At 42.3% G+C, this 16,576-nt stretch carries 13 protein-coding genes; 5 read left to right on the top strand and 8 right to left on the bottom strand.

What is annotated here, in order from left to right; all coding sequences use genetic code 11:
- Positions 1-104: 104 nt before the first annotated feature.
- A complete protein-coding gene (locus tag FTU80_RS13250) occupies positions 105-2,912 on the bottom strand; it encodes an ATP-binding protein (RefSeq protein WP_180085555.1) in 2,808 nt (935 codons plus the stop codon).
- 153 nt (positions 2,913-3,065) lie between these two features.
- Here FTU80_RS13250 and cysM point away from each other — a divergent pair, with 153 nt between their 5' ends.
- From cysM to FTU80_RS13225, 5 genes are all read left to right on the top strand, one after another.
- The gene (gene cysM / locus FTU80_RS13245) at positions 3,066-3,986 is read left to right on the top strand and encodes a cysteine synthase CysM (RefSeq protein WP_078191278.1); all 921 of its coding nucleotides are present in this window, start codon (positions 3,066-3,068) and stop codon (positions 3,984-3,986) included.
- Positions 3,987-4,018: 32 nt separating this feature from the next.
- Positions 4,019-4,837 carry a 3'-5' exonuclease gene (locus tag FTU80_RS13240; protein WP_180085553.1) on the top strand — a complete coding sequence of 273 codons (819 nt, stop codon included), beginning with the start codon at positions 4,019-4,021 and terminating at the stop codon, positions 4,835-4,837.
- Between the two features lie 6 nt (positions 4,838-4,843).
- The gene (gene rlmD / locus FTU80_RS13235) at positions 4,844-6,241 is read left to right on the top strand and encodes a 23S rRNA (uracil(1939)-C(5))-methyltransferase RlmD (RefSeq protein WP_180085551.1); all 1,398 of its coding nucleotides are present in this window, start codon (positions 4,844-4,846) and stop codon (positions 6,239-6,241) included.
- Positions 6,242-6,265: 24 nt separating this feature from the next.
- Positions 6,266-8,572, top strand: coding sequence for a bifunctional (p)ppGpp synthetase/guanosine-3',5'-bis(diphosphate) 3'-pyrophosphohydrolase (locus FTU80_RS13230; protein WP_078194183.1), 2,307 nt, complete (start codon positions 6,266-6,268; stop codon positions 8,570-8,572).
- Positions 8,573-8,653: 81 nt separating this feature from the next.
- Positions 8,654-9,304 carry a hypothetical protein gene (locus tag FTU80_RS13225; protein WP_180085549.1) on the top strand — a complete coding sequence of 217 codons (651 nt, stop codon included), beginning with the start codon at positions 8,654-8,656 and terminating at the stop codon, positions 9,302-9,304.
- Between the two features lie 62 nt (positions 9,305-9,366).
- Here FTU80_RS13225 and secF read toward each other — a convergent pair whose 3' ends face one another.
- The 7 genes from secF to FTU80_RS13190 all read right to left on the bottom strand — a co-directional run bounded on the left by secF (position 9,367) and on the right by FTU80_RS13190 (position 16,565).
- Positions 9,367-10,329, bottom strand: a complete 963-nt coding sequence (gene secF, locus FTU80_RS13220; protein WP_180085547.1) for a protein translocase subunit SecF — start codon at positions 10,327-10,329, stop codon at positions 9,367-9,369.
- A 10-nt stretch (positions 10,330-10,339) separates the two neighbouring features.
- The gene (secD, locus tag FTU80_RS13215; protein ID WP_111885819.1) at positions 10,340-12,238 is read right to left on the bottom strand and encodes a protein translocase subunit SecD; all 1,899 of its coding nucleotides are present in this window, start codon (positions 12,236-12,238) and stop codon (positions 10,340-10,342) included.
- A gap of 54 nt (positions 12,239-12,292) precedes the next feature.
- The gene (gene yajC, locus FTU80_RS13210; RefSeq protein WP_078191271.1) at positions 12,293-12,622 is read right to left on the bottom strand and encodes a preprotein translocase subunit YajC; all 330 of its coding nucleotides are present in this window, start codon (positions 12,620-12,622) and stop codon (positions 12,293-12,295) included.
- Between the two features lie 106 nt (positions 12,623-12,728).
- The gene (gene tgt / locus FTU80_RS13205) at positions 12,729-13,859 is read right to left on the bottom strand and encodes a tRNA guanosine(34) transglycosylase Tgt (protein WP_078194179.1); all 1,131 of its coding nucleotides are present in this window, start codon (positions 13,857-13,859) and stop codon (positions 12,729-12,731) included.
- Between the two features lie 80 nt (positions 13,860-13,939).
- Positions 13,940-14,836 carry a DUF4303 domain-containing protein gene (locus FTU80_RS13200; RefSeq protein ID WP_180085545.1) on the bottom strand — a complete coding sequence of 299 codons (897 nt, stop codon included), beginning with the start codon at positions 14,834-14,836 and terminating at the stop codon, positions 13,940-13,942.
- Positions 14,837-14,915: 79 nt separating this feature from the next.
- Positions 14,916-15,482 (bottom strand): LemA family protein, encoded by a 567-nt coding sequence (locus FTU80_RS13195; RefSeq protein WP_078191268.1) that lies wholly within the window; start codon positions 15,480-15,482, stop codon positions 14,916-14,918.
- Between the two features lie 54 nt (positions 15,483-15,536).
- Entirely contained in the window at positions 15,537-16,565 is a 1,029-nt protein-coding gene (locus FTU80_RS13190) for a hypothetical protein (RefSeq protein WP_078194176.1), read from the bottom strand.
- Between the last annotated feature and the right edge of the window lie 11 nt (positions 16,566-16,576).

Here is a 16,576-nt window from a genome sequence, read left to right as displayed (position 1 = left end):
ACTCTTGTTGTTTCTGCGCCCGAGCATAGCATGCACCCTGACAGGATACATGACAGTGCAGTCACAACAGAAGCTAGACGGCACTGACTTTAGTCGGACTGCGCTTAATTATTTTGTTTGGCTAAGATTTGTTGAGCTGCGTGTTCAACTTGCGCCATGACATTTTTTAACTCATCAAAACGGTTCAGGGTTTCTTGGACAAAAGCGTCATCTGCTTTACGGCGTTCCTTACGTAAAGTCGAAACAAATTGCTCAAATTGACCTGAAACCTCTTGGAGGGTTGGAGCGCCCACATAGCGGGTTGCGCCATAAAGCCGATGTAGTACATGCTCTAATTGTGGGAAATCTTCATCTTCGATGAGCTGTGCCATTTCATGGATTTCTTGCTCAAAGCTATCGACGAGCATTTTCAGTAAATCGACTGCAAGATCTTCTTTATTCGCGGCCAACTGCAAGCTTTGCTGCCAATCTAAAATACTTGGCTCTAGGGCTTCAATCACCGAACTGCGCTCTAAAACCGGCACTTTCTTAAAGTTATCGGTAGTCCACTGGGTCAAGATTTGAATAATTTGATCCATTTGAATGGGCTTGGTGACATAGTCATCCATACCACTTTGCAGAAGCTTTTGTTTTTCATCAGAGAGCGCATGTGCCGTCAAAGCGATAATCGGAAGGCGCTTATGATTTTCAAAAGTCGACTCAAGTGAACGAATGGCACGCGTGGTATCGACACCTGACATCACTGGCATTTGAATATCCATAAAGATGAGGTCAAAAGCTGTCAAACCTTGCTCTTGGCGAGCTTGAATGATTTCAATGGCTTCTTGTCCACTCAAAGCCTTGGTGGTTTTCACATTCAACTCAGAGAGCAGGGCCTCAAGCACAATCAGGTTTGGTAAATGGTCGTCGACTGCCAAAATATGCAGACCTTGACCATTAAATTCTTCATGTTGCTCCTGATCAAACCACGGCTCATTACTCAACAACTGAATCAGCGCTGTACGGCTGAGCGGTTGATGCAATGGACGTGCACGGTACTCGTTCAACATGTTTGGATCGAGCATCATTTGGTAGCCATAAACTGCTAAGTTACCGCTATAACGATGACGAATTTCTTTCAGTAAGGCTTCGGAGTCACCACTGTGATCGACGATCAACCAGGTATTTTCATTGGTTTTTAGCTGATTGAGTCGACTAAATAAATCAAGGATCGACTGCGTTTCAATATGTTCAACATCATAATTTTCTAAGTAATGACGCAGGACATTGGCGGTTGCTGGATGTGCTAAGTAGGAAACGACTTGTAGATTGCTAAATTGTGGATGCACAATTTCAATTTCTTCATCGACCACAAAGCGCGCAGTAAACCAGAAGGTTGAACCTTTTTCCGTTGGGGCACGTTCTTGGTTATCTTCAAAACCAATTTGTCCATGCATCAGGCTGACCAATTGTTTGGAGATGGCAAGACCTAAACCTGTACCACCAAATTGACGGGTAACAGATGCATCACCTTGCGAGAAGGATTCAAACAGTTTCTTACGGTCGGTACCGCTTAGGCCGATACCACTGTCTTGCACACTAAAGTGCAGCAGACATTGACCGATGTCATCATGCTCCATACGGACACGGACAATAATTTCACCATCTGGAGTGAATTTAATTGCATTTGAAATTAAGTTGGTCAAAATTTGCTTGAAGCGTAGGACATCACCAACCACAAATTTCGGCACATTGTCCGCATAGTAGAAGGTCATATCGATGTGTTTTTGTGCTGCCAATGGCGACAACATATCCATCACATCAAAGACGGCTTCTTCTAAGTCGAATTGCGCAGTTTCGAGTTCTAGTTTGCCTGCATCGATTTTCGAGAAATCAAGCACGTCATTAATTAAAGCCAATAAATGCGCAGAAGATTTACGAATCGTTTGTAGATATAAATTTTGTTCATTACTGAGGTTGCCTTGGCGCAGTAAAAGATGAATAAAGCCATCAATACTGTTCAGCGGTGTGCGCAGTTCATGGGAAATATTGGCCAAAAACACTGATTTTGATTGGTTGGCTTGAATTGCTTGGTCACGTGCTTGACGGTAGGTAATATTTTGCACTTCTAAAGTATCAAGCGTGCGTCTTAAGTCATCTTCCGTTTGTTCGGTATGTTCACGTAGCTCTAAGAAACTGAAATGTAAGCGTTTAACCACATTGGCTATATCACGCTGTAATAACCGGAGTTCTCCAGTACTGTTAATGATCATGTGCTGATCTAGAGTGTCGGCATTTAAACGTTGTAACTGCATGCGAATTTCGTACATTGGTGCGATCCAACGACGTGAATAAAAATTCAAACACAGCAAAAGTAATAGGAGCGTCAATAAACCCGTTGCAATCAACACGATTAACACGCGATAGCGGGCAATTTGCAACGGTTGATTGTCCAGTTCAATGCTTAACCATGCTGGGGTCTGGGTTGAATCTGAAATTTTCAGGGCATAAATATGGTTACCCTGATGTGCAATCGGTCCAATAAAAGATGCTTTACTGTTTAAAGCAGGCCAAATATCTTGATCTTGAAAGCCAATGCTCAGGCGGTTGTTGCCTTTGAGATCTAAAATCGCGGCACGAATCAAATGTTTTTCGTTCAACATGCTTTGCATGGCATTACGAGCTTGATCAAACTGCCAAGGGTAATGATTCAGCAAATCAATCGCAGATTCTGACGTGGGTTGATAGCGTGTCAGAATCGCGACAGCCATTTGTTTTTGTTGTGCTTTGGCTGCATTGGAGGTTTCTGTTATTACCAACATCGCACCGACACAAGCCAAAATGGTGATCGGCACGAAAATAAGTGCAATCAACTGACCATAGGCATGATTTAAGTGTAGGCGTTTAAAAAGCTTTTTGTTGATATTTGACATGGTTTAAGCAGTTTATTCCTTATGCCCCGAATATTAGCATGGATTATTTAAAACTGATTGTGCTTTAATCACTTTCGCGAAAAAGCGAGGCAAATGGGTGCAGGCAAAGGCATTTTTTCATACAATAGGCGCACCTCGATATAGGTGTGAATAATGAGTAATACAACCCCTGATTTTCAAGCAGACGATTTTTTATTAGACCATTACGTCGGCAACACGCCGTTAGTGCGTTTACAGCGTCTGGCAAGTCATACTCAAGCAACAGTATTAGCCAAGTTAGAAGGCAATAACCCAGCGGGTTCGGTCAAAGATCGCCCTGCATATAACATGATTATGCAAGCGGAAAAGCGTGGTCAGATTAAACCGGGTGATACGTTGATTGAAGCGACGAGCGGAAATACAGGGATTGCTTTAGCTATGGTTGCAGCAATGCGTGGCTATAAAATGACCTTGATCATGCCTGCAAGTTCTAGCCAAGAGCGTAAAGATGCCATGCGTGCCTACGGTGCTGAACTGATCGAATCTGAAAACATGGAAGAAGCACGTGATCTTGCCCTTCAAATGGAAAAAGACGGCAAAGGTTTAGTCCTAAACCAGTTTGGTAACCCGGACAATGTGGAAGCACATTACCTCACTACGGGGCCTGAGATTTGGAAACAAACAGGCGGTAAAATTACACATTTCGTCAGCTCAATGGGAACCACTGGGACCATTATGGGGATTTCGAAATATTTAAAAGAACAAAATCCGGATATTCAAATTGTCGGTTTACAACCGTCTGAAGGCTCAAATATTGCTGGTATTCGCCGTTGGCCACAAGAATATCTTCCTACGATTTTTGACCCTTCACGTGTTGATCGCATTATGGATATTCCGCAAATTGAAGCGGAAAAAACGGCTCGTCGTTTAGCACGTACAGAAGGTATCAGTGCAGGTACCTCATCGGGTGGTGCGGTATGGGCTTCAGTTAAATTGGCTGAAGAAAATCCGGATGCCGTGATTGTTTGCATCGTATGTGACCGTGGTGACCGCTACTTGTCTACTGGTCTATTCTCTGTTGTTGATCCTGAATAATTACAGTGGCCGATCGGCACTGGTGAGTACTTATGCGTTTACCTGTTTTAATTTTTGATATCGAAACACTGACAGATTTGAAGTCAGGTGCGCATTTGTATGGACTGGATCTGCCTGAGGTGGATTTAGATGCAGCGCTGACTAAACTGCGTCGCCAAGAGGCGGGCACGGATTTTCAGCGTTTGGCCTTGCATGAAATTGTCTGTATCTCTGGACTATGGATTGATGAAAAGGGCATGAAGTTGTTTTCATTTAGCCGTGAAGACAATAGCGAAGCGGAAATTTTAAAAAAATTCGTTTCTATTTTTGAAAAGCGTCATCCGACCTTGGTCAGTTGGAACGGTTCGCAGTTTGATTTGCCTGTAATTTTGTTCCGTGCCATGTATCACGGACTATCTGCACCAAGTTTGTTCGATCAGGGCGAGATTGATACGCAAAAGCGCTATAATAACTACCAGAATCGTTATCATCATCGTCATGTAGATTTGATGGATGTCATGGCCATGTTCCATGGTCGTCATTTTCAAAAACTTGACGATGCAGCACATTTACTCGGTTTCCCCGGTAAACGTGGTGATGGTGGCTACCATGTGCCTGAATATGTACGCGAACAACAGTGGACGGAACTGACCAGCTACTGTGAAGGTGATGTGCTCAATACATGGTTGATTTATTTACGCTGGCTGTTGCTGAAAGGACAGTTATTGTTAAATGATCATCAGCACCTGATTCAAAGTACGATTCAATATTTACAAACTCAGCCGCAACACGCTGACTTTTTATCGGTATGGCAGCAAACCTCGCAGCGCACCGAATTCACCCAATCTGATTTCCTATCTTCCACACATTAGGTACGCATGAAACACAAAGCCAAACCCCAAAAAGCCCAACAACCCATTTATACATTTCAGGTTGAATCGCTTTCACATGAGGGGCGAGGCATAGCGCACTTTGGGACGCATCCAGATCATCCTGCAGAAAAACACGGTAAGAAAGTCTTTATCCGTTATGCCTTGCCGGGTGAAACCGTGCGTGCGCGTATTACCAATGTCGTTAAGCGCCTTGAAGAAGCAGACAGTCTGGAGTTGCTGAGTGAAGAGTCTACACTACGAGTAAAACCGGCCTGCCCACATTATGGGGTCTGCGGTGGTTGTAGCATGCAACATATCCATCCCGACGAGCAAATTCGTTTAAAACAAGATGTTTTACAATCACATTTGCAACATTTTGCTGGGATACAACCTGATCAATGGTTAGCTCCTTTACGTTCATTGCGTGAAGATTACCGTCGCAAAGCACGTATTGGTGTGCGTTACCTATCTGCAAAAGATAAGCTTGTGGTTGGCTTTCGTGAAAGCCAGTCAAATAAACTGACTTCGATTGACCGTTGTATGGTGTTGGATCGTGAGTTTGGCTCCATCACCACACTCAAACAATTGTTACAAAGTCTGCAAGGTAAAGCAGATATTGGGCATATGGAACTGGCCATGGGAGATCAAGAAATTGCCCTCCTAATTCGTCATACGGCGGAACTTTGCGCGGAAGATGTCAACCAATTAGTAAAATTTGCGTTACATAAAGAGTGGCAACTGTACTTACAACCTGAAGGGCCAGACAGCTTACATCGTGTGGATCATCCCGATGCACCGATGCGTCTGCACTATGGTCTAAGTGACTTTGCTGTGGAATTTGGCTTTAATCCTCAGGACTTCACACAAGTGAATTCCACGATTAATCCGCAAATGGTGAAACTGGCATGTGAATTGCTTCAGTTACAACAAGGTGAGCGAGTTCTAGATCTGTTTTGTGGCTTAGGAAACTTTTCTTTACCACTTGCTCAATGTGTGGGTTCAACGGGTCAAGTCATTGCAGTTGAAGGGAGTGAAGAAATGGTTCAGCGTGGTGCAGAAAATGCACAAAACAATGGCCTTTCGCAACTGAAATTTTATTCACAAGATTTAACAAAAGATTTTTCGCATCATTCTTGGGCAAAACAAGGATTTGATGCATTATTGATAGACCCACCACGTTCTGGTGCAGAAGAAATAATGCGTTATGTGCCCAAATTTTGTGCAAAAAGAATCGTTTATGTGTCATGTAATCCTGCAACACTAGCACGCGATGCTGGAATGCTGGTACAACAAGGCTACCGTTTGAAAAAAGCGGGTGTCATGGACATGTTTACCCATACAGGGCATGTCGAATCGATTGCTTTGTTCGAAAAAGAAAATCAGATAAACGATCAAAAGTTATGAAGCGTAGAAAACTAGGAGTAGGGTATGGTCACAGTACGTGAACAATTACCTGGACGTCTCAATGAGTTGTCACAGGAAACGACTGTAGAACATGCCGAGCAAGCACAGCATGATCTAGCTGAATGGCTAGAACGTGTGAGTGGCATGTTTGACGGGGCTCCTCTAAAGCAACTCGAAGAAGTTGCCCATCTGACCTTACAGAATGAACTTGAAACAACGGTCAACCATCGCTCGAATACCTTCTATACGGGTATTGAAATGGCGGATATTCTTGCTCATCTGTATGCGGATGAAGATACGTTATCAGCTGCCATGCTGTATCGAAGTGTTCGTGAAGGCGTAACCAGTTTAGAAGAAGTCCAAAGCAAATTTGGCGATCAAGTGCATGCTTTGGTGAAAGGCACGCTTGCCATGGGTAAGTTGTCTGACCTGATCGAGCAAAATAAACGTTTAGAAGATCATTTTAATAATAATCAGCGTGAACATTTGACCGGCATTTATAAAATGCTGATCTCTGTGACCGAAGATGTTCGTGTTGTATTAATCAAACTTTCTGAACGTACCTATGCATTACGTGAGTTGGCGCACTCAACCAAAGAGCGTCAAGAGCGTGTCGCACGAGAAATTTTAACTATTTACTCGCCGCTTGCGCACCGTTTAGGAATTGCACAGCTTAAGTGGGAGCTTGAAGATCTTGCTTTCCGTTATCTTGCACCTGAACGCTATAAAGAAATTGCCTCTTTACTGAATGAAAAACGTTTAGAGCGTGAACAATATATTCAGTTCGTGACAGAAAAGTTGCGTAAAGAACTCTTAGATCATGGCATTGAGGCCGAGATTAATGGACGGGTGAAACACATTTATTCGATTTATCGAAAAATGAAGAGTAAGAACCTGAGCTTTGATCAGCTTTATGACATTCGAGCAGTTCGCGTTTTGGTGGATAATGTACCTGAGTGTTATCACACACTGGGGATCGTTCATCAGATTTGGCGTCATATTCCGCATCAGTTCGATGATTATATTACCAACCCGAAAGCCAATGGTTATCGCTCACTGCATACGGCCGTGATTGCAGAGAACAAATCTTTAGAAGTGCAAATTCGTACGCACAATATGCACGAAGAAGCTGAACTCGGGGTGTGTTCGCACTTTAACTATAAAGAGGGTTCTAAAACCACAGATTATTCATTTAATCATCGCTTACATTCTTTGCGTGCAGTGCTTGAACATTATCAAGAACGAAATGATGCTAGCGCCCATAAAGAAGATGAGGCTTCTGAAAACTTCGAACAAATCCAAGAGTTTGAGGATTTTGAGAAAATCTATGTGTTCAGTCGTGATGGTGATATCAAAGAATTACCACGCGGTTCGACCGTGCTTGACTTTGCCTATCATGTGCATACTGAAGTGGGCAACAAGTGCTATGCAGCACGGGTGAACCAACGTTATGTACCTTTAACCTATACCCTAAAAACTGGGGAACAGGTCGAGATTTTAACCAAGAAAGATCGTGAGCCTAACCGAGATTGGTTGGTAAACTCGCTGGGTTATATCAAGACGGCTCGTGCACGTGATAAGTTGCGTCATTGGTTCCGTCAGCAAGACCGTAGTAAAAACTTGGAAGTGGGACGTGAGATTCTGAATAAAGAATTGTCACGTTTGGCGATTCACCCGAAAAGTATCGATTTGAATGATTACTGCAATCATTTTAATGTGAAATTGGGTGAAGATATATTGATTGGCTTGGTGAGTGGTGACATTAGCTTGCATGCTTTAATCAATCAGGTTAACCGTCATATGCACCTCGATCAGGATGAGCCTGAACTGGTGTTAAAACCAACCTTGAACCCACGTGCAAGTCATACGCTTTCGGCGCATGGTATTTTGATTGATGGTTTGGACAATGTAGAACTACACATTGCTCAGTGTTGTCAGCCTGTGCATGGTGAATCGATTGCCGGTTATATCACACTGAATCGTGGCGTAAGTATCCATAAGGTCGCATGTCCGGATTATATCCGTATGATTGGGCAAGAGCCTGAACGTGCGGTTGAAGCGGATTGGGAAATGCAGCCAACTCGTGGTCAAAGTGTGCAAATCGTGGTGGAAGCTTATGACCGTCGTGGTTTGCTTAAAGATCTGACTCAAGTGATTTTCTCAGACCAAATCAATATTCGTCAGGTGAATACCATTTCCGAGAGTGATGGTATTGCCAATATGAAGCTGTTGATTGAAGTGAAAGGCTTGGCGCAGTTGTCGAAACTGTTGGCACGTTTAGAGCAACAACCAGGCATTATTAGCGCACGTCGATTGGTACAAGGTAGCTAAAAATAAAGTTGTATAAAAAACCCGCTGCGCGCGGGTTTTTTTATTATATTGGGGGGAGAGAAATTATAAAATTGAGTGCTTATGCTGCCTTCAGAGCTTTTTGAAAAGCGTCGACAGAATTTAACACGAGCTATCGATCATTGGGTGTCAATTGGCCCTTTTAAAAATGGTAAAGCCGTATGTGAACATTTTGGCTTATCAGTTCCTTTAATTTCCCAATTATTAAATAGTCATCGGCAGATTGGAGAGAAATTTGCACGTGAATTAGAGTCACAATTGGGACTCATTAAGGGAAGTTTAGATCATGAAGTTCAGTTTATAGAACAAGACAAGTGCACTGAGGAGCAAGCAAGCTTGGTCCTTTTTGAAATGCAGGTGGTTGAGACACAGGCATTTTCGTTAAAACCGATTTCAAATGATTCATCTCAATATTCAGCATTATTTAAAAACACTCAAGACCTGTATTTCATTCGCATCACAGCGTCGTATTATACCCCTGTATTACAAGAGGGTTGGCTTGTGGTCTGTGATGAACGGCGAGGGGTAGAGAGATCGGATCTAGCCTGTGTATATTTGCGAAATGGCTTAAATTTAATTTTAAACGCGATACAGCAAACAGATGATACATGGCAATTTGCAAGTCTAGATCAAAAACGACAGGTAGAATTCCTGCAATCCGATATTAAAAAGTTACATCCTATTATTGCGATTTTGCCTAGCTCATTTATTTAAGGTAGTCGCATAAAAAAACCCATCCGAAGATGGGTTTTGATCTGAACTATAAGTTGAAAAGCTTAAGGAATCTCTTCTTCTTCAAATTCAGGCTTCACTTGTACAATGAAGTCTTGACGGTTCAGGCCACGCCATAACGCGAAGGCTGTACCAATGTAGATTGATGAATATGTACCCACAAATACACCAACAAACATTGCAACAGAGAACCATTTCAGACCATCACCGCCCAGTACCATCATCGCTACAACAACCAGTAATAGTGTCATTGAGGTATGAATGGTACGGCGAAGTGTTTCAGTTAATGCACTGTTGACAACTTCGAGAGGCTCAGCACCACGAATCTTACGGAAGTTTTCACGAATACGGTCAGATACAACGATGTTATCGTTGAGCGAGAAACCGATAATCGCGAGTAGCGCAGCCAAAACTGTTAAGTCAAACGGCCACTGCATCATGGCAAAGATACCAATGGTCACCACGATATCGTGGAATAAAGACAGTACAGCACCTATCGCAAGTTTGAATTCAAAGCGAATAGTGACATAAACCAGCATGAGCAGTAGGGCAAGACCTACAGCGCCAGCAGAACGCACGTAGAGTTCATTACCGACTTGACCGCCAACCACATCAACTTTATGTACTTCTGCTTTATTGCCCGGCAATTGAGCAGCAGTCGTAATGGCTTTGGTTAGGTCTTCAGCTTCAATGTCTTTTTGAACTGGCATACGAACCATCAGGTCGCGGTCAGATCCTAAGGTTTGTACCACAGGGTCTTTAAAACCAGCTTTTGTCAGCGCTGAGCTCACATCGGTAGATTTTACTGGTTGACTATAGTTCAACTCTGCTGCCACACCGCCAGTAAAGTCCAAACCGAGGTTTAGACCTTTGGTGCAAATAAAAAAGATACTTGCGAGCGTTAAAATAATCGATATCAAGGCTGCCGGTTTGGCAATCTTCATAAACGGAATAATGCGCTCGTTGTCAGGACGGCCGTATTGTTTCGGTTGAGTATTTTCAGTCATCTTAGATCTCCTAAATGCTCAACTTCTTCAGGTTACGTTTTTTACCATAAATGATTTGTACGATTGCACGTGTCACAGTAATTGCTGTGAACATTGAGCAGACAATACCAATCATTAGGGTAACCGCGAAGCCTTTAATTGGGCCTGTACCAATTGCGAACAGAATGAAAGCAACCAAGAATGTGGTTAAGTTGGAGTCAAAGATGGTGTTATACGCACGATCATAACCCGCAACAATCGCCTGTTTCGGCGAGGCACCCCATTTAATTTCCTCTCGTATCCGCTCACAGATCAGTACGTTGGCATCGACCGCCATACCAATGGTAATTACGATACCTGCAATACCCGGAAGGGTGAGGGACGCGCCAATCCAAGACATGATGGTTAAAATCATGGCAAGGTTAACCACGAGTGCAAAGTTGGCAATCAAACCGAACACACGGAAGAAGACGACCATCCAAATCGCAACCAATAAGAAACCGATTTGAGTTGATAATACGCCTTTGTCGATGTTTTCTTGACCGAGACTCGGACCAATCACACGTTCTTCCACGAAGTACATTGGCGCTGCCAAAGCACCTGCACGTAACATCAATGCAAGTTCAGATGCTTCTTGAGGTGAATCTAGACCGGTAATACGGAACTGAGAACCCAATACAGCTTGAATAGTTGCCGCATTGATGACTACAGATTCGGTATAAGGTGTACGAACTTCAGTTTGTGTACCTGTTGCAGGATCTGCAACATAACTAATTTTTTGTTTGTTCTCGATGAACAAAACAGCCATTCGTTTGCCTACAGCATTACGAGTAGCTTCAGACATCAACTTACCGCCCGCAGTATCTAAAGTAATATTTACTTCAGCACCACCTGTATCTTGGCTAAAGCCTGATGACGCATTTTGTACACGTTCACCTGTTAAGATACGGTTACGGTTAAGCAATAATTGACGACCGCTGTCCAAAGATTCATAAGCAAATGCTTCTGTACCTGGCGGTAATGAGCCTTTTGCTTGACCTGTGTAAGGATCGATATATTGATCATTTAAGTCAGAAACTAAGCGGAACTCAAGGTTTGCAGTACGACCAAGTACACGTTTTGCTTCAGCAGTATCTTGTACACCCGGTAATTCAACCACAATACGGTTGCTACCTTGGGTTTGTACCAATGCTTCCGCTACACCTAACTCGTTAATACGGTTACGTAAAGTCGTTAAGTTTTGGTTGACAGCATAAGACTGAATTTCTTGTTTACGTGTATCTGTGTAGCTTAAACGCAGTGTTGAACCTTCAGTTGTTGCAACCGCTTGTTGAGTATATTCATTGCCGTTACGACGAAGGAAATCCATAGCTGCAGAACGGTCATCATTATTTGCAAATTGCATCGTAATGGTGTTGTTGTTCAAAGATAAGCTATTGAATTTTAATTTATTGTCGCGAAGTTGGCGACGTAAGTCAGCCGCAGACGTTTCCATACGTTGTGAAATGGCTTTATCCATATCCACTTCGAGTAGGAAATGTACACCACCACGTAAATCCAGACCCAGCTTCATTGGTTTAGCACCAATTTTTTGTAGCCATTCTGGCGTAGTAGGCGCAAGGTTCAGTGCGACGACATAATTTTCACCGAGCCCACGACGCAGTGCTTCTTTTGCTTTTAATTGTTGTTCGCTCGAATCAACACGTAATAAAGCGGCATTATTGGTGAAGCTATTGTCATGGCTGGCAATATTTTCAGATTTTAAAATCTGCTCTGCTTTTTGTACGATGCTTTGGTCAATCTGGGTACCGGCTTTGGCACCTGAAATTTGAACAGCAGGTTCATCAGGATACAAACTTGGCAGGGCATATAATGTACTGATGACTAGTACCACTAGAATCAGTAGATATTTCCATGCTGGGTAACGCATTCGTTTTCTTCTTAAAATGAAAAAAGCCGTGCGGGTGCACGACTTATTTTTTGATTAAAGGTTATTTAGAGTGCCTTCAGGCAGAACTGAAATCACACTTGCGCGTTGTACTTTTACTTCTACGCCACGGTTCAGTTCAACAACTGCAAAATCACCTTCGATTTTTGTGATTTTACCCATTAAACCGCCCGCAAAAACAACTTCACTACCAACACCTAGGCTTTCAATTAGTGCACGATGTTCTTTTGCACGTTTTGATTGAGGGCGCCAGATCAAGAAGTAGAAGATTGCGACAAATACCGCAATCATCAACAGGTTTGCCATCATGCTTGGTTGCTGTGCAGCTTCACCTGCCGCGTGAGCAGTAGAAATAAAAAGGCTCATTTCATTTTCCTAAACTAAAAAAACTGGTTATCAATACTTTGATAAATAAATTGGACTTGTTCAGCAATTTACCTTGTCTTTTTCTTCAGCGCAAATACTGAAAGAATTAATCTTGAGGACAAGGTGGCACTTCCATGCCGCGACGACGATAAAAGTCTTCAACAAACTCATCAAAAGTGCCATGATCGAGAGCATCACGCATCGCTTCAGTTAGACGTAGGTAATAACGTAAGTTATGAATAGTACCGAGCATCGAACCGAGCATTTCGCCGCATTTCTCAAGATGGAAGAGATAAGATTTGGTGAAATTTGTACAGGTATAACAGTCGCAATGTGGGTCAAGCGGACTTTGATCATGACGATATTTGGCATTGCGAATACGCACTAAACCGTCAGTCACAAAATAATGACCATTACGTGCATTTCGTGTTGGCATTACACAGTCAAACATATCGACACCGCGACGAACTGCTTCTACGATATCTTCTGGTTTACCGACACCCATCAAGTAACGTGGTTTATCCGCAGGCATTTTCTCTGGAAGATAATCCAATACTTTGATCATTTCTTCTTTAGGTTCGCCAACAGACAAGCCACCAATGGCATAACCATCAAAATCAATTTCTTTCAGACCATTTAAAGATTCATCACGTAAATCTTCATACATGCCGCCTTGGATAATACCAAATAGTGCATTACGGTTTTTCAGCACGTCATGATGTTGAGTCTTACAACGTTTCGCCCAACGCAATGAAAGCTGCAGTGATTTTTGCGCTTCTTCATGTGTCGCAGGATAAGGCGTACATTCATCAAAAATCATAACGATGTCTGAATTCAGTGTGTGCTGAATATCCATCGAAATTTCAGGAGATAAAAAGACTTTAGAGCCATCAATCGGAGAGCGGAAAGTCACGCCCTCTTCTTTAATTTTTCGCATAGCGCCAAGACTGAAGACTTGGAAACCGCCTGAATCTGTCAAAATCGGGTTATTCCATTTCATGAATTGGTGTAAACCACCATGTTCACGAATGACATCTAGGCCTGGGCGAAGATATAAATGGAAGGTATTGCCCAAAATAACTTGGGATTTAATTTCTTTAATGTCACGTGGGAGCATGCCTTTTACAGTACCGTAAGTACCGACAGGCATGAACATAGGTGTTTCAACAACACCATGTTCAAGGGTTAAACGGCCGCGACGAGCACGGCCCGATTGCGCCAATTTTTCAAACTTCATACAAGGTCCAGATCAAGGCGAAAAAACAGTTCGCTGATGGTAAGAGTGCTAAAAGTGCTCTATTTTCCTTGATTCTGCGGTTAAACGCTAGCTTTGTCGGGTGTTAAGTCTGTAAATTTATAGATTGCGTCTTGTGACAAGGCTTCATCTGAACTCTTGGCATTAAAATAGAACTGGTTAATTCGCTGCAAAATTTCTTCTTTTTCCATCGCAAATGTGCCTTTCGGGTCCGATGTCATGGCCACGATACTGTCAATAAGCTTTTGAATATAAGGATTCGTGGTTGCATAGCTTTTTTCTAAGCTTAAAAGATAGACTTCATTAGCTACATGTAAATAGTTATAAGGTTGTATTTCAACGATTTGTGCTAAATCAATCAGCAGGTCTTTATCATACTGAGACAGCTTCATACGCTTGGGTAAACTGTCGAGCTTGAGGGGGTGTTTGGATTTGAGAAAATCGTCAAGTTGTGTACTTGGAGGATTTAAAACCTGAGCTGAATAAATTTCTATTTCGGGCTGTGTCGGGACCGTGATAAAAAACAGAATATTGTCCAGTTCTATGCCGTAGGACTGAACCAAGTCGAATTTTGTTTGTTGTATGGCATTGAGCAAGATTGAAAGATGGTTAGCCGATTCAGACTTTATCGTAATTTTTATAGAAGATGGATCAAGGTTTAAATGGCCCACTTCATTTACAGATGTCAGTTTAAACTGCGCCAAGTCTTGACTTAAAGCCAGTAGGCTACGATAGCGCCATTTCGACACATTCCATCGATCATGCGCTGCAAGATATTGAGCAGAATCTTCATCTTCGGCAAAAATACTACGCTGCGTAGAGACTGCGATATAGTCCATGGAAAAATAGGGATTGAACACCAACGTACATGCGTAAATATGGTCGTCTTGGTGCTGCTCATAGAGTTTGAAAAACGCCTGAATCAGCACATTTTTCAGTGCATTAATTTGATTTTGCATATTTTATTTTTCTTTCTAGTTTTGGAGGTACTTGAGCACCTCATCATTATTTTTTACTTTTGTGCATTAAAGCCCGAACTTAAAAGTTCGGACGATAATCAAAATTTTGGCTGGCAGCTTGATCGCGGAAAGGGCGAACCGCTTTTTTACTCAGCAATAGCGTATTAATAATATTGTTAGGAAACACTTGAATGTGGTTGTTGAACAACTCAACGTTGCGGTTAAAAATAGTAATCGCCGCACCGACATTTTCGTTTTGTTCTTCAATTTCATTCATCATTTTCAGATAAATATCATTGGCTTTGAGCTCTGGATAGTTTTCAACCACAACATTCAGGCTGCGCATTAGATCTTGATTTAAGGCTTCAATACGCTGTAATTGGCTGACATCGGTACTGTTTACGTTCAAATTCATAATGTTTTGACGGAGTTCAGTGACTTTTGCCAAAGTCCCTTGTTCAAAATTGGAATATTGCTCAACCAAAGGCTGTAATCCATCTAAAATTTTGATTTTTTGACGTTCATAGCTAGCTACATCTGACCATGCACGAATGGTTGCATTGTGATGTCGGACAATATTGTTGCGAATCATGATTGCACCAATCACCAATGCAATGATGATTAAAACAAAGATCAAAAGCCCCATAAAATTTTATCCTCAAGATAAAAGGTCGTAAGTTAAAACATTATTGTATGAAATCTATTTTAAAAACTGCGTTAAATCGTTTTTCAAATTTTCTAAAGCATTTAATTTAAAGGTTCTGAGATGTCCACGCAATGCCGAAACATCCTGAATTCGTTTTGCTTTACTACTGACTTTAAATAAATCTGTAGAGCCAAGATAGCACATTATGCGGTGGCTCGGATGAAATAGCAGATCACCTTCACGGTTTTGAAAAAAATCCGCTAGTCGGAGGACAAAGCCCGGGCTGAGCAATTTAGCGATTTCCATTTGGTTCTCGCCATAAAACTTTAATTTTTGATTGGTTTGAATGTCACTGCTGTGCCAAGGAAAACTATAGGGATAGCCAAAGTTTTTGCCTGTTGCAGATACGGCTAGTCCATGGATGCCAATATCAAAAACAAATACGCCCCACAGGTCTTTATGAATTTCTTTAACCGTGACTTCATCACCGTCTTTGTCACGTACTTTCAGTTCATTCACATAGTGATAATGAAAGACCATGACTTGATGCTGTTGCTGATTTTCATCTTCCCAAACGGTGCTCGCGAAGGTCTGAATATCATTCGAAAGGCTGCCTTGCTTAAATACGGGGAACATACGTTTAAGATTGCCAATAAATTGTAGATTATTCAGCGGCATTGAAATGTATTGAGGCTGTCGGTTAAAAGCCAGTTGGTATTTTTTTGCGATGCATTCGGTTTCTAAAAACGCAATAACATCTTCGAGCGGGTCATCTTTTTCATAGCTGATATAGGCCCAGAACACCATGGCCAACCCCGCAGCAAAGCAGAGCTGTGCCCAGCCATGATCGGGCTGAATCACAATAAACAGCATGAAGCCGATACCCAGCGCAGCTAAAGCTAAGGGGAGTAAATTTTCAAATTTGAGCGTAATGGGTGCATTCCATGGATGCAGCCCATCGAGGAGTTCTTGGTGAGTTTTGGCGTTTCGGCCTATATCCCAGAGCCGAGCGATATTCTGAAAAACCACAGCATTCTTTTTTCGACGAATATGGATGGAGTGCTTTACAGAATCTATCGGCATAGGGATGATTT

The sequence above is a fragment of the Acinetobacter sp. YH12145 genome (assembly GCF_013418335.1).
GTDB lineage: Bacteria > Pseudomonadota > Gammaproteobacteria > Pseudomonadales > Moraxellaceae > Acinetobacter > Acinetobacter amyesii.
Note: the sequence above shows the minus strand (reverse complement) of the source record. Positions and strands in the feature narration are given on the sequence as shown.